Below are 21,653 nucleotides of genomic sequence, written 5' to 3' on the forward strand. Positions count from 1 at the left end.
ATCCCCTCACACTATGAACGACACGAAAAAATTCTGGAACCTGTTCAAGCGTCACCGCGACAAGGAGCTATCGGCGGCCGAAAAAGAGAAGGAGCGGGCCCTGCAAACCCAACTCGGGAAGCTGGCCCGCAACGGTATAGCTTTCGACTTCGACAAAGGGAAGGTATTGCCCCGGCAATCGAAATTCGGAGGTCGGCCCACCCTGCCCACCTCCTGGCAATGGCCCCGATACACCAACGAATATGGCGAAGAACGGCTTCTCCCCTTTCTCCTGCAAATCAACTGCGAGGAGCTGGCACCCTGTGACACCGACAACCTGCTGCCGCATGAGGGCATGTTCTACCTCTTCTACGATCTTGCAGACCAACCCTGGCTCAACAGCCCGGGAGCCCAACTGCTCTACACACCCACCCCGGCGGCCGAATTGACTCCGACCGAATATCCCGATGGCCTGGCCGATACCCAACGCCTCCACGAGATGGGGCTCAAATTCTCCAATTACCCGTCCATACCCGACTGGGACGACTATAACAGTCTGCTCGGTGGCGACGACAACGCCAGCAACTATACCGACTGGGACATTATCGAGCCGCAATTGGAGAGCTGGGGATACCCTGCTGTCGAATCGGACGGGCGCCTGCTGGGATACGCCCGGTTAATCCAGAACGGGATTGCCGAGCTATGCGAATCGAGAGCCCGGGGTGACAAGCCGGAGAGTTACAGCCCCGAGTCGGCCCGCGAATGGATATTGCTACTGCAACTCGACAGCGTCGACGAAGCCGAGGTCGAGGTCCCATTCGGCGACTGTGGCAGCCTCTATTTCTACATCAGGCAGAGCGATCTGAAACGCCGCGACTTCTCCCACATACAGTTCGAGATGCAATGCTATTAAAACCGTAACCTGATACCTCTCCACACGAGAGAGAGTTCCACTGACATTCCCCATCTACAAACCAAGAGGGCTCGACGGCAAACCGTCGAGCCCTCTTTTGTTCCCTTTCAAAGGGAGGAACTTGTCCCAATATATTATGAATAGAAGGAAATAGCCGGGCTATCCGTCAGACAGCCCGGTATCGAATGGTCTGAAATTAGTCTTGAAGCATCCAGCCCAAATCTTCATAGCGGACGAAGGTGGCTGATTCTTTCTGGCGAGAACCCTCTTTCACACCGTTCAGAATGCGACCGAACGGAGTCACGTCGCTATACTCATAGATATACTCGCAAGAGGCCTTGCCGTTCTTCATCATCTCTTCGGGGCAGAATATTCTCTGAATCTTCACAATCTTGTTCTTGTGCGACAGGAAAGTACACATATCAATGTGCTGTTTAGCCTGAGCAGCCTCATACTCGCTCATGTCGGCCGTTGCTGTTGCAGTGGGATAGGTATCGGGATCCATCACGTCGCCATCGGCAGGAGTTTCGAGATTACTCTGCGCGGCCGAACCCGTGTTGCTCAGGTCGTCGCCGGGAGCTACATTATCCTCGGGATAGCTCTCGTCCGACTCTTTTACCTCCATATCCTTGTCGACAATCTCGGTCACCGGTTTGCTTACGACATATTTCTTTCCCTCTTCGGTGAGGTTTACCGTTACGAAATAGTGGTCATACTGTCCTGCATACCAGCCTGTACGCGTCTCGACAATCAAGTCGACCTTATAGTCAATCACCCCGGCTGCCGCCAATTTTTTCAGTTGGAAACGGGCATCGGCATCGTCCAACTCGTAATAACCCGTATTGAGTCTTACTACCTGACTACTGTCCTGAAACATAACCAACTGATCTTCCAATGCGCCTTCGGCACTACCTTTCGACAACGAATCACTTCCACAGGAAGCGAGCATGACACCACAGATTCCTACCAGGGAACCCATCAAAATTCTTGATGCTTTTCTCATAACGATTAAATTAAAATTTGTGTTTTTATACTGACAAACGGCTCAACCCGTCTGCTCTTTCTTGTTTATCACACTTGCAGTCAAGATTATCAACGCATCAAGAATTCGACACATCGGTTTAGCGATTTTTCAGTCCCCTTTCTTATCTTACGTCTTTACTATCCAACACCATTTGACGAGTCGGTTAGTCCCCCCCCAACTGCTATCGATATAGCAAAGTTAATGTTTTTTCAAATTATATCACATAAAACCATAAAAAAATACGCAAGAAAAATAAACTTTTATTACACCCGTCACCGGCTCTCATTTACATAGCAAGGGGCAAGCCTCTGATTTCTATCGGCTTGCCCCCTCTACATACTGTTATTCCATGATTGCCTACTTGGCCGGTTTCAAAGCCTCCATGATGGCGGCTTCGAGCTCGTCGGCCAACTCGGGATTATCTTCCACACACTTCTTGGCGGCATCACGACCCTGTCCCAGCTTGGTATCGCCATAGCTGAACCACGAACCGCTCTTCTTGATGATACCCTTGTCGACACCCAGGTCGATTATCTCGCCCGAACGCGAAATGCCTTCACCAAACATGATGTCGAACTCGGCCTTGCGGAAGGGAGGAGCCACCTTGTTTTTCACCACCTTCACGCGGGTCTGGTTACCAATCACCTCGTCGCCGTCTTTGAGCTGGCTGATGCGGCGAATGTCGAGGCGCACCGAAGCGTAGAATTTCAAGGCGTTACCGCCGGTCGTCGTCTCGGGGTTTCCAAACATCACCCCAATCTTGTCGCGCAACTGGTTGATGAAGATGCAGGTAGTGTTGGTCTTGCTGATGGTTGCCGTGAGCTTGCGCAACGCCTGTGACATGAGTCGGGCCTGCAAACCCATCTTCGAGTCGCCCATGTCGCCTTCGAGTTCGGCCTTCGGGGTCAGAGCCGCTACCGAGTCGATGACCACGATGTCGACGGCCGACGAACGTATCAGCTGGTCAGCAATTTCGAGGGCCTGCTCCCCGCTGTCGGGCTGCGAAATCCACAGATTCTCCACATCGACCCCCAGCTTCTCGGCATAGAAGCGGTCGAAAGCGTGCTCGGCATCGATGATGGCGGCGATACCGCCCGCCTTCTGGGCCTCGGCAATGGCATGAATGGCCAGCGTCGTCTTACCCGACGATTCGGGACCGTAGATCTCGATGACACGTCCGCGGGGATAACCGCCCACGCCCAATGCCGCATTCAGCGCGATAGAGCCGGTGGGAATCACAGCCACCTCCTCGACCGAGTCGTCGCCCAGTTTCATGATGGCGCCGCGGCCGTAGCTCTTCTCGATTTTATCCATGGCCGCCTGCAAGGCTTTCAGCTTCTCCGACGGCACCGGCACCCGCTTTCCGGCACCGGCATTAGTTTGCGTTTGTTGTTCTTCCATAATCGTTCCTATTTTTTATTTACTTTTTCAAAATCTGTGCGGCGTGGTTCTTGGTATCGACCTTCTCGATCACATCGGCAATCACACCGTTCTCGTCGATGATAAAGGTTGTGCGCACGGTTCCCATGTAGGTGCGGCCCGCCATCTTCTTCTCGCGCCATACCCCGAAAGCCTCGTTCAACGTCAACGCCGTGTCGGCAATCAGCGGGAAAGGCAACGCCTGCTTCTCGATAAACTTCACGTGCGAAGCCTCGCTATCCTTGCTCACCCCCACCACGGCATACCCGGCAGCCTGCAAGTCGGCATAGTTGTCGCGCAGGTTGCAAGCCTCGGCCGTACAGCCGGGAGTATTGTCCTTGGGATAGAAATAAAGTACCAGTTTGCGACCCGCAAAGTCGCTCAAACGTATCTCTTTGCCCGATTGGTCCACTCCCAATATCTCGGGAGCTTTGTCTCCTTGTTTCAGTGCCATAATCTTATCCATTTAATTCATTATGTAAAGATAGTGATAGGTGAGAGTAGTGACAAACGAAAATGCAATTTTCAGGTTTGGTCCTACCGAACCGAATCCTATCTCATTCAAAGGTACGAAAAGGAGAGCACAGCGGCAAACAATTTACTCATCAACTGTCAAAAGCGATACGTGAATCGTCTCTCTCCCTTTCGGACAATACAAAGATAGCACCACACCTGCGCATATCTTATGCGCAAGTAAGTTAATAAAAGTTTAATACATAATAACCCGGAAACTCACGACTGCTTCTTGTAGGTGAGGGCCGCCACGGCATTGAAGAGCCCGGCAAAGCCCAGCAGAGCGACATACTGCGGCCACAGCTCCACAACCGAAGCGCCTTTGAGATAGACGGCCCGCATCACCGTGACAAAGTAGCGGGGCGGCAACAGATAGGTGATGTCGCGGGCCCAGGCGGGCATCGACTCGATGGGGGTAAGCAGTCCACTCATGAGCACAAAAATCATGATGAAGAAGAACATCACAAACATAGTCTGCTGCATGGTCGAGGAGCGGTTGGCAATGATGATGCCCAACCCCGACATGGTGAGTATGAAAAAGAGGGCGGCCAGGTAGACGGCTCCTACCGAGCCGGCAGGCGTGAGCCCATAAACCCACCAGGCCAACAACATGGCGAGGGTAAGCACCACAAAGCCGATAATCCAGTAGGGTATGAGTTTGGCCAGCGTAAAGAGGAATCGGCTCACCGGAGTGACGTTTATCTGCTCGATGGTGCCAAACTCCTTCTCGCTCACGAGATTCAACCCGGGCAGGAAGCCGCAGATAAGTATCAGCAGGATAATCATCAGGGCAGGCACCATGAAATAGGGATAGTTGAGTGTGGGGTTATACCGGTTCTGCACGGCAAAGAGGTCGGCCTGAACCACGGGCGACTGCTCCTGCCGCACCTCGGTGAGGGCCTGCTGCACGATTTGAACCATATACTGCGACCCCAAACCACCTTTGAGGGCATTGGTCCCGTTCACATCGATGCCGATGCGCCGGGGCGAACTACCGGCGAGCGAGAGCTCGAACGATTCGGGAATGGAGAGTATCACATCGGCCTTACCGGCTTCGAGCGTGGCATAGGCCTCCTCGTAGCTCCCGGTCACCCCCCTGAGGGTAAAGTAGTCCGACGCCCGCAACTTCTCCACGATACGGCGCGAAAGTTCGGAGTGGTCGTTGTCGACCACCGACACCCCCACATGACGCACGTCCATCGTCGCCACCCAGGGAATAACCAGCATCACCAACAACGGGAAGAGTATCACCATCTTGGGCATAAAGGCGTTGCGTATGAACTGCCTAAACTCCTTTTCGAGTAAAACGCGCAAGGTTCTCATCGTCATTCGAGTTTATCGTTAAACTTTTTGAGGGCCACCCCCACCAGCACCACCGTCATGGCCAGCAGAATCACACTCTCCTGCCACACCGCCGGGAACGACTGCCCGCCAATCATCAGCTTGCGCACCGCTTCGATATACCAGCGGGCAGGAATTACACACGAGACGGCCTGCAAGATGCCGGGCATATTCTCGACCGGGAAGAGCATGCCCGAGAGCATGATGACCGGCAGCATGAGCAGCATACCCGAGACGAGTATCGCCACCACCTGCGTGTGTGCAACGGTCGAGATGAAGAGCCCCAATGCCAGCGAGAGCAGCAGGTAGAGCAGCGAGAGGCCCACCAGCCCGGCAACAGACCCCGTCATGGGCACGCCCAGCACATAACGGGCCAGCAGCAGAATGACGGTGAGGTTGAGGCACGAGAGGAGGAAATAGGGTATCATCTTGGCCGAGATAATCCAAATGGGACGCACCGGCGAGACGAGCAGCACCTCCATCGAACCGCTCTCCTTTTCGCGCACAATCGAGACCGAGGTCATCATGGCGCAGATGAGGATAAAGACGAGTCCCATGAGTCCGGGTACGAAATTGTAGGAGCTCTTCATCTGCGGATTGTAGAGGATACGCACCGCCGGAGCCGAGTCGACCGTCACCGAGCCGTCGGCCTGGAAAGCCCGTTGCAGGTAGACCAGTCCGGTACCGGCGTTGTTGGGGTTCGAGGCATCAAGAATGAACTGCACGGCCGCCTCGTCGACAGCCCCGGCAGCGGCTTGCTCGACCAACCGGTCGTAATCGTCGGCAAAGACCACCACGGCCGCCGCCTGTCCGCTGCGCAACACCCGGTCGATGCGCGACTGGTCGATATACCCCTTGAAGGTGAAATAGGGATTGACGCGCATGCGCTCGACCTGTTGTCGCACCGCCTCGGTGCGGTTGGGAGCCACGGCAAAGAACTCGATGTTGTTCACCTCGGTCGAGATGGCAAATCCGAAGAGCAGCACCTGCACCACCGGCATGAGCAGCACGACAAGCATCGTGCGCCGGTCGCGCAGAATGTGCAGCGTCTCTTTCTTGACAAAATGTAAAAAACCACTCATAGCTATTCCCTCCGTTTTGCACCCCGGGCCAAGATGCGGAACACCTCGTCCATCGACCCGGCCCCAAACTTGCTCTTCAATTCGGCCGGAGCCCCCAGGGCCTCGATTTTGCCGTCGACCATAATCGACACCCGCGAGCAATACTCGGCCTCGTCCATATAGTGTGTGGTGACGAAGACGGTTGTACCGCCTGCCGCCGCCTCGTAAATCATCTCCCAGAACTGTCGGCGAGTCACCGGGTCGACCCCGCCCGTGGGCTCGTCGAGAAAAACCACCTCGGGCCGGTGCAACGTGGCTACCGAGAAGGCCAGCTTCTGTTTCCAACCCAGCGGGAGAGCCCCCACCAGCGTATCGGCTTCGCTCCTGAAATGGAGCCGGTTGAGCACGGCCACCGTGCGCCGCAGCGTCTCGTAACGACCCAGACCGTAGATGCCGGCATAGAGGCGTATGTTCTCGCGCACGGTAAGGTCGTCGTAGAGCGAGAACTTTTGACTCATGTACCCGATGTGACGCTTGATCTGCTCGCCCTGCCTCACCACGTCGAACCCGGCCACCTGCCCGCTGCCCGAGGTGGGATAGATCAACCCGCACAGCATGCGCATGGCAGTCGTCTTACCGGCGCCGTTGGCTCCCAGAAAGCCGAATATCTCACCCCGCCGCACCTCGAAGGTGATGTGGTCGACGGCGGTAAAGCTGCCGAAGCATTTGCACAAGTCGTGCACCGATATGATTATGTCATCGCTCATTGCTGCATCAGTTTCATGAATACATCTTCAATACCGGCCGGCACCGGCTCTACCGTAACCGACCCGAATCCCCGTTGCCGCAACAGCCGCTCGAAGGCCCGGGCATCGAACCCCTCGGCCACCACCAGATGGTGGGCGGCCCCGAAGGGGTAGCACTCCTTCACCCCCTCGGCCCGACGGGCTTCGAGCAACAGGCCGTACATGTCGTCGCCCGACAGGGCATAGAGCGGCGCATCGAACCGCGCCACAATTCCGGCCGGGGTATCGACACCCAGCAGATGCCCGTTGTTACAGAGGGCAATGCGGTCGCAACGGCACGCCTCGTCCATGTAAGGGGTGGAGACCAGGATCGAGATGCCCTTCTGCTTCAAGTCGGAGAGCATGTCCCAGAACTCCCCGCGCGAAACGGCATCGACGCCCGTGGTGGGTTCGTCGAGAAAGAGCACCGAGGGCCGGTGTATGAGGGCACAACACAGGGCCAGCTTCTGCTTCATACCGCCCGACAGCTTCCCGGCCCGCCGCTTGCGGAAGGGCTCTATCTGCCGGTAGATGGGGGCAATCCAGTCGTAAGCCTCCCGCACCTTCACCCCGAACAGGGCGGCAAAAAAGTCGAGATTCTCGGCCACCGACAGGTCGGCATAGAGCGAGAATCGACCCGGCATATACCCCACCCGACTGCGTATCTCGCGGTACTGGCTCACGATGTCGAAGCCGTCGACCGTCGCGCTCCCCTCATCGGGGTCGAGCAGCGTGGCCAGCAACCTGAACAGGGTAGTCTTGCCTGCACCGTCTGGGCCAATCAGGCCGAACAGCTCGCCCCGCCGCACCTCGAACGTAATCTGTTCGAGGGCCGTGAGGTTACCGTATCGCTTGGTAAGCCCCCGCACCTCTATGGCATTCTGTGGTATCATCGCTATCGATTCAGAATCGGGTTTATCACTTTTCGGGCAATCGCACCTCACCGTAAAGGCCTATCTTCAACAGGCCGTCATTCTCGACCGCAATCTTCACGGCATAGACCAGATTGGCCCGGGTGTCGCGGGTCTGAATCGTCTTGGGGGTAAACTCGCTCTCCGAGGCAATCCAGGTGATGCGGCCGGGATACTCCCGCTGCTGGTCGCCGCCGAAATCGGCCACGACGGTCACCTCCTGCCCCACCTTCAACCGGGCCAGCTGGTCCGATGTAAAGTAGGCTCGCAGATAGAGGCGGCTCATATCGGCCACCTTCATGAGCGGACGTCCGGCAGCCGCCAACTCGCCCGCCTCGCTATACTTGACCAGTACCGACCCGTCAATGGGCGAGGCTATGCGGCACTTGGCCAACCGGTCCTCGACCTGAGCTATCTGCAAGTCGACCGCCGAGGCATTGGCATCGAGAGCCGAGGTATTGTTTTCGAGGTTGGAGAGCAACGCCTCCAACTGGCCGTTCAAGACCCGTATCGAAGCGTTGATGTCGTCGAGCTGCTTGGTCGTGGCCGCCCCGTCGTTCAACAGGTTCTCCACCCGGCTGCGCTCCCTCTCCTGCTGGGCTATCTGGCTGCGCAGGGCCGAGGCCTGCTTGGCCACGTCGGGCCGGTTGCTGTGAATCGAAGCACGCTGCCGTTCGAGTTGCAGCTTCTGCAAATACAACTGCACGGTATCTATCGCCCCCACCTGACGACCGGCCACAAGCGTGTCGCCCTCCTCGACGTCGAAGTAGAGAATGCGCCCCGTGGCCTCGGCCGAGACCACCACCTCGGTAGCCTCGAAAGTGCCCGTCGCATCGAAATCGTCACGGTTGCCGCACGCAACCAGAAGCAGCGGCACGATGCTGTAAACTGCGATTTTTTTCATCTTGTTCAGGATTTATCGGTTCATCGTATGTTTGAGTTCATAAAGGGTTTTCAGCAGCTCGATTTCGCGCATGCTGCGGGCCATCGAAGCGGTAGCCTCGTCGGTAATCTTCATCAGCAGGTCGTGCGTGTCGATGACCCCGTTGCGCAACTTCGACTCGGCCGCCTCGCGCACCGACCGTCGCAGGGCCACGATGCGATCGTCGTCGGCCAAAGCCCGGCGCAACCGGGCGATGTCGCCCTGGTTCTGCGTAGTCTGCAACTGTGTATTGAAGAGGAAGATATCGCGTTGCACCTCGACCTGCCTGCGGGCGGTGCGCAACTTGTCGAGGTTGTTCTTCTGGGTGTAATAGGCCCCGAAGTTCCACGACAGTTTCACCCCCAGCAGAGCGTTCCAGCTCCAATCACCGTTCATCATGCCCTGCATGAAATCGAGGCCGGGATAGCCGTAATAGCCCTGCGCAAAGAGTCCCAGACGAGGCATCGACGACGATTTCACCAGACGCTCCTGAGCCGAGAGCCGGTCAATCTTCGCGGCAAACAACGACAGTTCGGGACGCTCGTTCCCGCCCATCGGTGCCTCCACCACGGCCGGTCGCAGCAGCGTGCGGTCGCCCAGCGCCTCACCGATAAAGAGACCCAACATGCCACGGTAACTCTCCCGCGAAGCCTCGAACTGACCCAACTGCTGCCCCACGGTGAGCAGCTCGGCCTCCAACACATCGGCATCGCTCTGCATGGCTACCCCGTTGCGCTGCAAGGCTTCGATCTTGGCCAGATTGCTTCGCAGCAGCTCCTGCGTCAACCGCGTCTGAGCGATACGCTCGTCGAGCAGCAGGATACCGAAATAGAGATCGTCGATGCGACCGTCGAGGCTGTGCATCTCGACATCGGCCGACGAGCGCTGTTCGGCCGCCTCGGCCCGAGCCATACCCCGGTCGGCGGCCGACTTGCCACCGTCCCAGATGGTCTGGTTCAGCTCCAACGCTACCTTATACTGGTCTTGCCTCAATCCGGGAATCTCCACTCCCTGCCGGGAGAGCATGCCGGTAAGCACATCGGGAAAGGTGGGTACATCGGTCTGCCATGTGGCCTGAGCCGACAGGGCCACCTGCGGAATCCAGGCCCGGGCGGCGTTGGAGAGGCTGTACGCCTCGGTCTGGCGTATCAAATCGTATTGCCGTATCTCGGGATAGTGCTCCCGAGCCATCTGCCGGCAATCGTCGAGCGTAAGTTGGGCCCGGGCCCCCACGAGGCCGCACCACAGCCCCAGACACAAAACAACGACACGTTTCATCATAGCTCTATTTTTTTATTCGACGCATAATTACTTCGATATTCTCGGCCTTGCGCATTTCGAAAAACTGACTACGGTCGGCAGCAATACCTCCAAATACAGGTTCGATAAGAGGATAAGCGATAAAGGGGAATACATTGAGACAGACGATGTCGAGCAACAGATGGCGCACATCGACGGCGACAATCTCGCCCCGCCCGGCCTGCTGATCCAACTCCTGTTGTAACTGCTGCATGAGGCCGTTGGCTATGCTCGAAATATTCTCGCGCATCACCTCATACCGTTCGGGCCGCGAAAAGACCTCGTTCACGATAAAGCGGGGCAGGTCGGGATTCTCGGCCAGGAAGTCGAAATGACGCACGATGCCCTCTTTCAACCGCTCCAGCAACGGGAGCTCGGGATTGTCGAAAGCCGTCAGTACCGACTGCCCCATGAGCCTCATCTTGTCAGTGAGTATGCGGTCGAAGAGCAACTCCTTGCTTCTGAAATAGTAGTGAAGCATGGCATGTGTCACACCGGCCGCCCGGGCTATCGACGCCGTCTTGGCCCCATCGAAACCCCGGAGCATGAACTCCTGCTCGGCTGCCTTCAAAATATCGGCCTCGGTATCTTTGGTTTTCATACTGGACTATATCAACAAAATGGTTTAACAAAAACGTCTAACAAAATTGTTAGTACAAAACTAATTCATATTCCAAAGAAAAACAAGAGTACTTCTATATGTTTTACAACACACAAGAGCATCACCCACTCCCGCGAGGTCTTGTCTCCGCTATCTGTCCGGGACTCTGCACTCCCCGATCCGCCATACTGCCCGCTCCTCACACCTCACACCCGCACCTCACAGCCCGAACTGCTTCCTACCCCCCTCACCCCTTGTCCGTGAAAAACAGTCGAGGCCGCCCCGCCATGCGGGACAGCCTCGACCTCGAAAAACAAGTTTGGTTATTGGATTTACAATTCAATATCGCCATTGAACACCTCGTGCCAGGGCAAACCCTGTTTGTTGAGTTGTTCCATGAAGGGATCGGGATCAAACTCCTCGACGTTGTGAACACCCGGCTTGTTCCATTTGCCGGTGAGGAACATCATGGCACCGATCATGGCCGGCACACCCGTGGTGTAGCTTACACCCTGTGCTCCGGTTTCGAGATAGGCGGCGTGGTGGCTGCAATTGTTGTAGACGTAATAGGTCAACTCCTTGCCCTCCTTGTCGATACCGCGAATGCGGCAGCCAATCGAGGTCTCGCCCGTGTAGTTCTTGCCCAGGTCGCCCGGGTTGGGCAACACGGCTTTGAGGAACTGGATAGGCACAATCTCCATGCCGTTGTACATGATGGGCTCGATGCTGGCCATACCGATGTCCTGAATTACCCGCAGGTGCGTGAGATACTCCTGCCCGAAGGTCATCCAGAAGCGGGCCCGTTTGAGTGTGGGATAGTTTTTCACCAGCGACTCCAACTCCTCGTGATAGATGAGATACGACTCTTTGGGACCGATGTTGGGATAGGTGAGCGGACGGTGAATCTCGTGCGGTTCGGTCTCGATCCACTGGCCGTTCTCGTAGTACTTGCCCTTTTGAGTCACCTCGCGGATATTGATTTCGGGATTGAAGTTGGTAGCAAAAGCCTTACCGTGATTGCCGGCGTTGCAGTCGACTATGTCGAGGTATTGCATCTCCTTGAAGTAGTGCTTGGCGGCATAGGCCGTATAGACGCCACTCACTCCCGGGTCGAAACCGCAACCCAGAATAGCGGTGAGGCCGGCCTGCTCGAAACGTTCGCGATAGGCCCATTGCCACTTGTACTCATACTTGGCCTCGTCGAGGGGCTCGTAGTTGGCCGTGTCGAGGTAGTTGACCCCACAGTGCAGACAGGCGTCCATGATGGTGAGGTCCTGATAGGGCAAAGCCACGTTAATCACAATATCGGGCTTGTGTTTCTTGAACAAAGCCACCAGTTCGTCCACCTTGTCGGCATCGACACGGTCGGTCACAATGCGGCTGTCGCCTATGGCTTTGGCAATAGCATCACATTTGGATTGTGTGCGGCTGGCCAAAACGATTTCGGTAAACACGTCGGGGTTCTGCGCCACCTTGTGGGCCACCACCGTTCCTACGCCACCGGCGCCAATAATAAGAACTTTTCCCATTTGTATATTCTGTTATATTCGATTTTCCTGAATTTCGCCTGTCGATTGGGTGACAGGGCAAAGATCGTTTTTTTATTCGTCGTTATCGGTATCGGCCGTCAAGTCGAGCACCTCCTTGTCGCCGCTCTTGTCGAAATATTGCTTGCGCAGGGGCGAAGCCGAAATCTCCTTGTGGAACCGGCGGTTGCGATAGACGTCGAGCGCCAGATAGAGGGCGTGGCGGAACGACTGCTCATCGGCCTTGTTCTGTCCGGCAATGTCGTAGGCCGTGCCGTGATCGGGCGAAGTGCGCACGACGGGAAGCCCGGCGGTATAGTTCACGCCGTCCTCCATGGCCAAGGCCTTGAAGGGAGCCAGTCCCTGGTCGTGATACATGGCCAGTACCCCGTCGAACCGGCGATAGTGATCGGTCCCGAAGAAGCCGTCGGCCGGATAGGGACCGAAACAGAGCATGCCCTTGTTGTTGGCCTCCTGAATGGCCGGTTTGATGATGTCAATCTCCTCGGTACCCAAGAGTCCGTCGTCACCGGCATGGGGGTTGAGCGACAACACGGCGATGCGGGGTTTCACCACGCAGAAATCCTGTTTGAGCGACTGCTCGAAGATGCGGAGCTTTTCGAGGATAGCCTCCTTGGTAATGGCTCCGGGCACCTGGGCAATGGGCAGATGGCCCGACACCAGGGCTACCCGCAAGGTTTCGTTGAGCAGAATCATCAGGGCCTTGCGACCACGCCCCAACCGTTTTTCCAAATACTCGGTGTGGCCGGGGAAGTCGAACTTGTCGGACTGTATGGCATGCTTGTTGATAGGAGCCGTCACCAGCACATCGATGGTGACGGCCTCGATGTCGGCGGCAGCCCGTTCGAGAGCCGCATAGGCAGCCTCGCCGCCTACGGCCGTAGCCTTGCCGATCTCGACCTTCACCTCGTCGTCGACACAGGTAATCAGGTTTATCTTGTTGTCGTCGGCCAGCGAGGCATCGGCAATGATATTGAAGTTGACAGCCGGTATGTCGAGAGCCTTGCGGTGATAGGCAGCCACCTTGGCCGAGCCATAGACTACCGGCGTACAGATTTCGAGAATGTGCGGGTCGGAGAGCGTTTTGAGAATCACCTCATAACCTACCCCGTTGATGTCACCCTGGGTAATACCCACTTTTATCTTATGTTCCATAGAATCAATCTTTAAACTTTTCCTGACAGGCCGAAAAAGATTTCGGCCCACTAAGATAAGAAAAATCCCCGATATACATCGCGGGCAAGGCGCACTTTTGCACGGAAGCCCCTATTTGCGCTCCTTCTCGGCCGTAGAGAGCATACCGCAGGCGGCAAATATATCCTCGCCGCGCGAGGCCCGTATGGTGGCCGTGACACCGTGGTGGTTGAGCCGGTCGCGGAAGGCCTCCATCGACCGGGGGTCGGAGCTTTTGAGATTCGCGCCGGGAATGGCATGGAACCGAATAAGATTCACCCGGCAGTCGAGTCCCCTCAACCGGCGGGCCAGGGCATCGGCATGCACCAGATCGTCGTTGAACCCGCTGAACAGGATATATTCGAACGAGAGACGTCGCTGGTGCGAGAAGTCGTACTGCCGCAACAGCTCCAAGATGTCGTCCATGTGAAAAGCCTTCTCGACCGGCATAATCTGCAACCGTTCGGCCGGATAGGGCGAATGCAGACTCACCGCCAGATGGCAGTGACTCTCGTCGAGAAATCGCCGTATCCCGGCCAAATGGCCGATTGTGGAGACGGTGATGCGCTTGGGACTCCAAGCAAACCCCCAATCGGCGGTGAGAATCGTGAGCGCCTTCATCACCTCGTCGAGGTTGTCGAAGGGCTCGCCCATACCCATAAATACCAGGTTGGTGAGCTGGTCGCTGTGCTCTACCGAGAGAATCTGGTTGATGATTTCAGCCGAGGTAAGGTTGCGCCGGAAGCCCTGCTTGCCGGTCATGCAGAAGCTGCAATTCATCTTGCAGCCCACCTGCGACGAGACGCACAGCGTGGCCCGGTCGCGATCGGGTATGTAGACGGTCTCGACAAAGTCGTTGTCGCCTACCCTGAACAGGTATTTAATGGTGCCGTCGACCGACCGCTGCGACTGCATCGGCAACGAACGACCCACGTCGTAGCGCTGCGACAGCTGATCGCGGTGACGCAACGACAGGTTGGTCATCTCGGCCAGGTCGGTTACCCGCTTGTCATAGAGCCACGCAGCCATCTGCCTGGCGGCAAAACGGGGCATTCCAGCCTCGGCCACCACGGCTTGCAACTCCTCCCATGTCTTTCCCAAAAGATGCTCTTTTTCCATAACCTCGGTTATTGCGGTAATACAAATACAGAGTGCGTGTATCGAGCCGACAGCCACGATATACGCACTCTGTGTTATCTTATTGACGATTTTGGCCGATTAGAAGAAACGAATCATCGTATTCTTGATGTCGGCCTTGTCGCGCAGAACCTCCATCAAACGGCTATTGATGAGGTAGTTGTAATTCTGCTGAATCTTGCGGGCTTCGGTCTGAGCATCGAAGGGCTGTTGTGAAACGGTCTTGTCGGTAACGGTGAATACATACACACCTCTTACCCCTTTCACGGGACCTACGAGCTTACCGTTCTCGGCCGTGGGAGCCAAAGCGCTCAATACCGGTTCATAACCTACACCGGCAATCGAGGGGGTCGAGAAGGAGATGAACTTGGCACTGTCGACCTGAGCCTTCATGGCCTCGGCATAACCGGCCAGCGTGTTGATATTCTTGGCTTTGAGGTCGGCAATAATCTTCTCGGCCTTCTTGTCGTTGCGCACCTGTATAGACAATGCGTCTTTCACCTGGTCGAGCGGAGCATAACCCTCCTTGACGATATTATCGAGAGCGGCTACGACAAACGAGTTGTCGAGCGTGAAGATTTCAGAAACCTCGCCCTTGTCGGCATTGAATGCCCAACGGATAGCCTGACGGGCATCGTTGACACCGGGCAGCGAGTAATCCTCGGCGCTGCAATCGTAGCTGTTCACGGTGTAGCCGGCATCCTTGGCAGCGGCGCTGAATTTCTCGGCCGTGTTGTTGGCTGCGCTGTACGACGACAGTTGGTTATACAGTGCCGTGTGCGTCTCGGTGCTGGGGTTGACAGCCACTACATAGGCAGCCACCTTGGCCTTCTTCACGGGAGCGGTGCGCGACAAGATTTGCACGATGTGCTCGCCACCCAGGCTCTCGGCCTTGAAATAGCCGTTGCCGCCTTCGCTGAACACTTTGTTGATAAAGGGACGGCCTACGGTAGGAGCCATGTTCTCGGTCAACCACACCTCGTCGTTACCGTTGAATTTGGGAGAGAGTTCGGCAAAGCTGCCACCGTTGTTCAGCACGTTGAGCACGCTGTCGATTTGGGTCGAACGGGGTTGGAACGAAAGCAGACGCACCTTGATGGAGTCGGGGGCAACCTTGGTATCCATCAGACGGTACATGGTGTAGGTATCGTTTTCAAATTCGAGCGGCGACGATTCGTTTACGGCAGCCGACTCGGCAAATTTCTTCATCTTCTCGGGCATCGACGAAACGGCTACGAAGCAATCGTCATAAGCCTCGTCGGAGTTGTTGGCTACGAAAGCAGCCACATCGTCGGTCGTAGCGAAAATCGATTGGTTCATCTCGACTTTCTCTTTGGCCTTGGCATAGTCGGCCTCGCTGGGAACGATGTTCAACGTGATGTATTTAATCACGCGATGCTCGGGCATCTTGTAGAAATCTTTCACCCGGTTGTACTCGGCTTTGAGTTCACTGTCGCTGATGGCAATGGTGGAGTCGGCAATCGAGGTATAAGGTTGCAACGCATAGGCGATGTTGGCCGAGGTCTTACCCTCCTCAAACGAGTTTTCGAGATCCAGTTTGTTGGGCGTGAGGGCACGGTTCAAGAGATTGGCAAACTTTTGAATGGCGCGATCTTCCTTCACCTGTTTCTCGAGACGGAGCCACATCTGACGCTGGGGCTCGATTTGAGCCAGCAGCTCGGGCGTGTTATAGCCATGAGCCTCGGGGTCGAGAATCACCTGCATGAAGTTGAGCAGACCCTGACGGTCGAACTCGCCGGTTTGCGGGTTGGTGAAGTATTGGCGCACCTGCGGCGAGATGTTGTCGCCGGTGAGCAGGTCGGCCAGCTCTTCCTTGCTAACCACGATACCCAGCTCGTCAAGCTCCTCGTTCAACAATATTTCGTTCACCATTTGGTCATATACCTCCTGGTTGATACGCGACGCATATCCCTCGGGCAAAGACATTCCCCGTTGAGCATACATCTGCTGCAACTCATCGGTACGCACCTTCACACGTTCCTGGAATTCTTCGACTCCGATATTGGTCCCGTTCACGACGGCGACTTTGCTTTGATTCATGGCGTAGAAGGTGTGTCCCGAATTAAGGAAGTCCCCTACGATAAAAGCGAGCAAGGCAACTCCGATAATCACCACGAGCATGCCTGCTTTACTTCTGATTTTGTTTAACGTAGCCATTTGTTACTTTCTATGTTTTTTTAGTTTTATATTTTATTATTTTTTATCCTCTTTTACTAAGGGCACGAAGATACAAAAATTTGGATTTATCTCGGCATAGAATGCTCAAAAAAAATATCTTATTCCTCTATTTTCATGCGCACAAGTTCAATTTTCGTAGCCTTCCGCCGCAAAATGGTGAACCGATAATTCTTAATCTCTACCGTCTCGCCCAGGCGGGGCAAAGTCTGGTAATGGTACAGAATATAGCCGGCGATGGTCTGATAATCGTCCGACTCGGGAATATCGAGCCCAAACTCTTCGTTGATGCGTCCGATTTCCATACGGCCCGAAAACTCATACTCGTTCTCGCCCACCCGACGGGCCACCAGATTTTGAGTGTCGTGCTCGTCCTCGATGTCGCCAAATATCTCCTCCACCAAATCTTCGAGGGTCACCAGTCCGGCGGTACCGCCAAACTCATCGACCACGATGGCCAGGCTCTTCTTCTGCTGCATGAGGTTGCGCATGAGTTTGTTGGCCAACATGCTTTCGGGAGCGAAAACGGCCGGGCGAATGCTCTTGCGCCAGTCGTCGTGCTGACGGAACATCTCCGACGAATGGATATATCCCAGTATGTTGTCGATACTCTCGCGATAGACCAGCACCTTGGAGATACCGGTGCTGACAAAGGTGTGTAGCAACTCCTCGTCGGTCACCTCGTCGATGTCGACCGCCACCAGTTCGGTGCGGGGAATCATACAGTCGCGCAGGTGAATATTGGAGAAGTCGAGGGCGTTCTGGAAAATCTTCATCTCGGGCTCGACGGTCGCCTGCGAGTCACGCTCCTCGATACTCTTCTGAATGAACGAATCGAGCTCTATCTTACTCATCAACACATCGGTATGATGCTCTATCTTCACACCGCCCAACCGCATGAGCCATTTCGAGACCATCGAGGTGAACTTGGAGATGGGATACAGAACCACATAGATGAGCCATACGAGCGGAGCAAAGAATCGCATCGTGGCATTGGGGTCGATGCGGAAGATGGTCTTGGGCATGAACTCGCCCACAAACAGAATCAACAACGTGGAGAGCAAGGTCTGCATAAGTACCACAAAAGCCTCCTGGTCCCACACCAGGGCGATGACAGGCTCCAACAGGGCGGCCATACCCATACCGTAGATGACCAGCGCGATGTTGTTGCCCACCAGCATGGTCGAGATAAACTGCTCTTCATTCCCGTAAAAGAGGCTGAGAATCCTCGACAAAAGCCCCTTTTGCTTCATGTCGAGCTCGGCCCGCACCTTGTTCGACGAAACGAAGGCAATCTCCATGCCCGAGAAGAAGGCCGAGAAGAGCAGCGCAATGATGATGATGGCTATCCAATTCATGATTTCTTCGTTTGTTTGGGAGGAGCGGCCTGAGCCTTTTGCGGGACGAGCGTGTCGCCTTTCAGCGAGTCGGCCGGGACAGTGTCGCGCTTGATGGGGAATATGCCGCTGGTACAGCGTATGACATAGCGGGTCATCTGTTCGTTCGAGGTAAAGCCATAGCCCTCGATAACCTCGTCGGGAGTTTCGATGTGGATAAACGAGTCGGAATAGATTTCGCGTTTGCGCTGGTCCCAGAATATCTGCGAGGTGAGAAAGACCTCCTGCTTGGTATTTTCAATGCGCACATTCTTGTCGAGCCGCCACAACTGCTTGTTCTTGAAATAGGTAGCCGTATCACCCTGGATAAGGGCCTCGGTGGCAAACACCGAATCGAACTTCTCGACATACAGCCCCTTCGGGAAAAACCAGTAAGGCTCCTTGGCATTTTCATAGATGAGCCACTCGGGAGCCTTGATGCGATAGCGCGTAATGCCCGAGTCGGAGATGAGGGTTTCGACCCCGAGCGTGCGCAACGTAGGCACCTCGGCAGCATTGTCAAACCCCTTGACCACCTCGTTTTTAGACCCCGAGCAAGCGCTCCACAGAACCGGGAATGCCACAAAAAGCACAAGCCCCAAGCGAGAGAGCCCGATAAACCAACGGTCGGTATTTCCTCCTTTTTTTGTCATTCTACAAAACTATATCGCAAAATTATAAATAGTTGCAGGGCATGCCAAATATTCCCGTAAAAATTATCTCCAACCCCCTTTAAAAGCAAGAGAGGATACATCTCAAAGATGTACCCTCTCGTATAATTTCCAACTACCAAATTGCAGTCGGTAAACCTATCGTTCGATTTACTTTACAATCTTGACAGTTTTATTGTTGTTGAATTTCAGGATATATACACCCTTAGCCAGGTTCTGTCCGTCGATAACGGTTTCGCCTTGTATTGCAGCAGAAGCTACACGTTGACCAGCGATGTTATATACATCAACCGACGAAACTTCCGAACCGTTAACTACGAAGTTACCGTTCTCAACCGTTACAATGACAGCAGGAGCAACTACGCCTTCAACACCCGAAACATCGCCCTGAGCAATTCTGAATACAGCCGAAGCACCCGGAATCGAAACCGTAACATCAGTCAAACGGCCTACTGCATCTGCGGGGAGTTCAGTTACTGTAAATGTCAAGGACATCGCACCCGTAGCTTCATCATAATTTGTCGTAGGTTCTACCCAATCATACAAAGCATCACCTGTGTCTTCAATCGACCAACCCTCAGGGAGGTAGTATGCATCAATATTGAATGTCTTGGAGCCACCTTCATTGGGAACTTCAAACTTATAATCACCGTCCGTAGATCTCAACCAGGTAAATGTAGCATCTGTTGTGAGGCACATTCCATAAATTCCCATAGATCCACCCTGCTCATCTTGGAGACTCAAGAGGTTGATGGAGAACATATTTCCATCATCATAAACGGCATAGGAATTTGCAAATTCCGGGGTGTCATAAGAAACCGTCATAAGAGGAGCAGCCTGGATTCCTTCCGGGATATTAATTTGAATAAAAATCGGAGAATCGATAGTCAATGAAACATTTTGGGTCAATTCACCCATTTGTTGAGTCAACAAGAAAGGAACCAAGTATGAGTCACTGACAAAATAAGAATCCATATTGCCTTGCGGAACAGTAGTTGCCGAAGCTAACTTCTCACCGATCTTATTATCGACAACCTTGTATACATCAACCGTAATAGGCAATGTCAAGTCTCCGGTAAGAGTTCCAAATACAACATATACTGACGACATTGTATACGGAGCATTCGTTTGGGGCATCATTGCACCAAAACCAACAACTTTAGCCTCCGTTCTGCCCCAATTCTGCCAGTTAGCATTCGTGTTATCAGGTATACCTGCGAATGATTCTACACTCTGGAAATTATAGTTGCACACACCATATAATGCGCTTTCTTTGCCAATAACAGCATCAGGACTTCCACCAGCAACCAGATAGGCTCTTGTTTCTGCTCCTGTCTGAGAATTGGTCCAATCACCAAACGTATATGTTGCGCTCTCACCATCTACTGTGCTTGTCAGATAGGGATATTCATATACGCCAAACGGATAAGTTACCTCCAAATTGGTCTCTTCAGAAGTTAATAATGTTGTCGTTTGGCCATCTACCGAGGTGAGATACTCCCAACTCGACTCAGCCGGAACAATAGATGTATTCTTAAACAATGTGGGGGCATAGGCAGCAACAGTCATGGCATTGGGGAAATAGTTTCCAGAGAATGCATCAGGGGCCCACCATAAACCGGCAGGAACAGCATAAGAAGCATCAGGTGCCATTGTTCCTACAGATACATTGTCAATAGCCATGTCCATTCCGGCCTTACCTACATAGCGGAAAGCAAATTTCACAGCCTTACCTGCATATTCGGCAATATCGAGAGAAATGCACTTAGTAGAAAAGACATTCATAGTAGCATCAAGCTCATCGACAGTATAGTTTTTAATAGCATCCTCATCTATTACATTCCAAAGCTTGGTCCACTCGTTACCGTCGTCGGTCGAAACCAAGACCTCGAGATCCGTGTTACGCGCCGTAAATTCATAAATTCCAGCTGCGGCTTTTTCACTGTCCAGCAGGGTCCAACCCGGAGAATAAGTCAGGAAGAAATTAAACTTATCGCCCGCAGCAGGAGTAATTGCCGGCGTAATCAGCCATTCGTCCTGTTGGGGATATACAATTTGCATAGTCTCCATGTCTAAAGCAAATGCCGTTGCAATGTAAGCCGTAGCCTCCCCTTCATACGGGAGAACGCCATAATAGGGCTGCCCGCCGCTGACTTCCCACGTATAATTACCATCAGCAGAATTCGGGTCGGTTCCTACTTTTGACTCGTCAACCCAACCGGAAGGAATCCAGTCTACGGTTTTTCCGTCCCAACCTTCAAAACCTTCAGAGAAAGTAGATGTCGCAGCCATCACACTGGGTTTAGCCAAACGCATTGTATTGACTTTATCCGAGGCTTTCAAAATCATACGTTTCAAAGAGCCGTCATTGGCGCGCACTACTTTAATACCTTTTTGATTGGCAACCACTTCTCCCCGCAATTTTGCGACATCGGCTGCTTTTTGCGTATTTTTCACAACCTGAGCCGACATTTGAGAAGCGTCAACATTCAAATTTCTAACTACCTTTGCGTTATTGGCATTCGCAGTCAAGCCTGCAATAGCCAACAATGAAACTGAAAATAGTAATGTTTGATTCATTTGAAATAAATTTAAAAGACTAATAATAAATCTTCATTTTTCTCATTTAGCATGACAAATGTAAAGTTTTTTTTTGGGAAATTCAAGCATTTCGCTAAAAAACATCACATTTCAAGATAATTTTATCATTAATAAGAACAATTTTCCCCCAAAAGCATGAATCATTAAAAGTATGCCAGACCGATTGAAAGCAAAATGCTTTCAA

General features: G+C 53.9%; 18 protein-coding genes. 1 reads left to right on the forward strand and 17 read right to left on the reverse strand.

The window, feature by feature from the left end; all coding sequences use genetic code 11:
* Positions 1-13 precede the first annotated feature (13 nt).
* Positions 14-892, forward strand: a complete 879-nt coding sequence (locus BARVI_RS04735; RefSeq protein WP_025278127.1) for a YwqG family protein — start codon at positions 14-16, stop codon at positions 890-892.
* 196 nt (positions 893-1,088) lie between these two features.
* Here BARVI_RS04735 and BARVI_RS04740 read toward each other — a convergent pair whose 3' ends face one another.
* The 17 genes from BARVI_RS04740 to BARVI_RS04820 form a co-directional block, all read right to left on the reverse strand.
* Entirely contained in the window at positions 1,089-1,895 is an 807-nt protein-coding gene (locus BARVI_RS04740; RefSeq protein ID WP_157232538.1) for a hypothetical protein, read from the reverse strand.
* Between the two features lie 378 nt (positions 1,896-2,273).
* Entirely contained in the window at positions 2,274-3,317 is a 1,044-nt protein-coding gene (gene recA, locus BARVI_RS04745) for a recombinase RecA (RefSeq protein ID WP_025278129.1), read from the reverse strand.
* 19 nt (positions 3,318-3,336) lie between these two features.
* Positions 3,337-3,789, reverse strand: coding sequence for a thioredoxin-dependent thiol peroxidase (bcp, locus tag BARVI_RS04750; RefSeq protein ID WP_025278130.1), 453 nt, complete (start codon positions 3,787-3,789; stop codon positions 3,337-3,339).
* 278 nt (positions 3,790-4,067) lie between these two features.
* Positions 4,068-5,171: an ABC transporter permease gene (locus BARVI_RS04755; RefSeq protein ID WP_051401089.1), complete on the reverse strand. Its 1,104-nt coding sequence runs from the start codon at positions 5,169-5,171 to the stop codon at positions 4,068-4,070.
* Positions 5,172-5,173: 2 nt separating this feature from the next.
* Positions 5,174-6,271: an ABC transporter permease gene (locus BARVI_RS04760; RefSeq protein WP_025278132.1), complete on the reverse strand. Its 1,098-nt coding sequence runs from the start codon at positions 6,269-6,271 to the stop codon at positions 5,174-5,176.
* 2 nt (positions 6,272-6,273) lie between these two features.
* The gene (locus BARVI_RS04765; RefSeq protein WP_025278133.1) at positions 6,274-7,017 is read right to left on the reverse strand and encodes an ABC transporter ATP-binding protein; all 744 of its coding nucleotides are present in this window, start codon (positions 7,015-7,017) and stop codon (positions 6,274-6,276) included.
* Positions 7,014-7,928: an ABC transporter ATP-binding protein gene (locus tag BARVI_RS04770; RefSeq protein ID WP_025278134.1), complete on the reverse strand. Its 915-nt coding sequence runs from the start codon at positions 7,926-7,928 to the stop codon at positions 7,014-7,016. The genes BARVI_RS04765 and BARVI_RS04770 overlap by 4 nt, the downstream gene beginning before the upstream one ends.
* Positions 7,929-7,953: 25 nt before the next feature.
* Positions 7,954-8,859, reverse strand: a complete 906-nt coding sequence (locus BARVI_RS04775) for an HlyD family secretion protein (RefSeq protein WP_025278135.1) — start codon at positions 8,857-8,859, stop codon at positions 7,954-7,956.
* A gap of 3 nt (positions 8,860-8,862) precedes the next feature.
* Positions 8,863-10,149: a TolC family protein gene (locus tag BARVI_RS04780; protein WP_232214013.1), complete on the reverse strand. Its 1,287-nt coding sequence runs from the start codon at positions 10,147-10,149 to the stop codon at positions 8,863-8,865.
* Between the two features lie 4 nt (positions 10,150-10,153).
* A complete protein-coding gene (locus BARVI_RS04785) occupies positions 10,154-10,768 on the reverse strand; it encodes a TetR/AcrR family transcriptional regulator (RefSeq protein WP_025278137.1) in 615 nt (204 codons plus the stop codon).
* A gap of 332 nt (positions 10,769-11,100) precedes the next feature.
* Complete coding sequence (locus tag BARVI_RS04790; protein ID WP_025278138.1) at positions 11,101-12,297, reverse strand: saccharopine dehydrogenase family protein; 1,197 nt, start codon at positions 12,295-12,297, stop codon at positions 11,101-11,103.
* 72 nt (positions 12,298-12,369) lie between these two features.
* A complete protein-coding gene (pdxA, locus tag BARVI_RS04795) occupies positions 12,370-13,470 on the reverse strand; it encodes a 4-hydroxythreonine-4-phosphate dehydrogenase PdxA (protein WP_025278139.1) in 1,101 nt (366 codons plus the stop codon).
* 111 nt (positions 13,471-13,581) lie between these two features.
* Positions 13,582-14,607 carry a 23S rRNA (adenine(2503)-C(2))-methyltransferase RlmN gene (gene rlmN / locus BARVI_RS04800; protein ID WP_025278140.1) on the reverse strand — a complete coding sequence of 342 codons (1,026 nt, stop codon included), beginning with the start codon at positions 14,605-14,607 and terminating at the stop codon, positions 13,582-13,584.
* Between the two features lie 99 nt (positions 14,608-14,706).
* Complete coding sequence (locus BARVI_RS04805) at positions 14,707-16,803, reverse strand: SurA N-terminal domain-containing protein (RefSeq protein WP_025278141.1); 2,097 nt, start codon at positions 16,801-16,803, stop codon at positions 14,707-14,709.
* Positions 16,804-16,922: 119 nt separating this feature from the next.
* Positions 16,923-18,179 (reverse strand): hemolysin family protein, encoded by a 1,257-nt coding sequence (locus BARVI_RS04810; protein ID WP_025278142.1) that lies wholly within the window; start codon positions 18,177-18,179, stop codon positions 16,923-16,925.
* Positions 18,176-18,850, reverse strand: a complete 675-nt coding sequence (lptC, locus tag BARVI_RS04815) for an LPS export ABC transporter periplasmic protein LptC (protein ID WP_025278143.1) — start codon at positions 18,848-18,850, stop codon at positions 18,176-18,178. The genes BARVI_RS04810 and lptC overlap by 4 nt, the downstream gene beginning before the upstream one ends.
* A gap of 168 nt (positions 18,851-19,018) precedes the next feature.
* Entirely contained in the window at positions 19,019-21,448 is a 2,430-nt protein-coding gene (locus BARVI_RS04820) for a T9SS-dependent choice-of-anchor J family protein (RefSeq protein ID WP_084546995.1), read from the reverse strand.
* Between the last annotated feature and the right edge of the window lie 205 nt (positions 21,449-21,653).

Origin of the sequence: Barnesiella viscericola DSM 18177 (genome assembly GCF_000512915.1) — a bacterium.
GTDB lineage: Bacteria > Bacteroidota > Bacteroidia > Bacteroidales > Barnesiellaceae > Barnesiella > Barnesiella viscericola.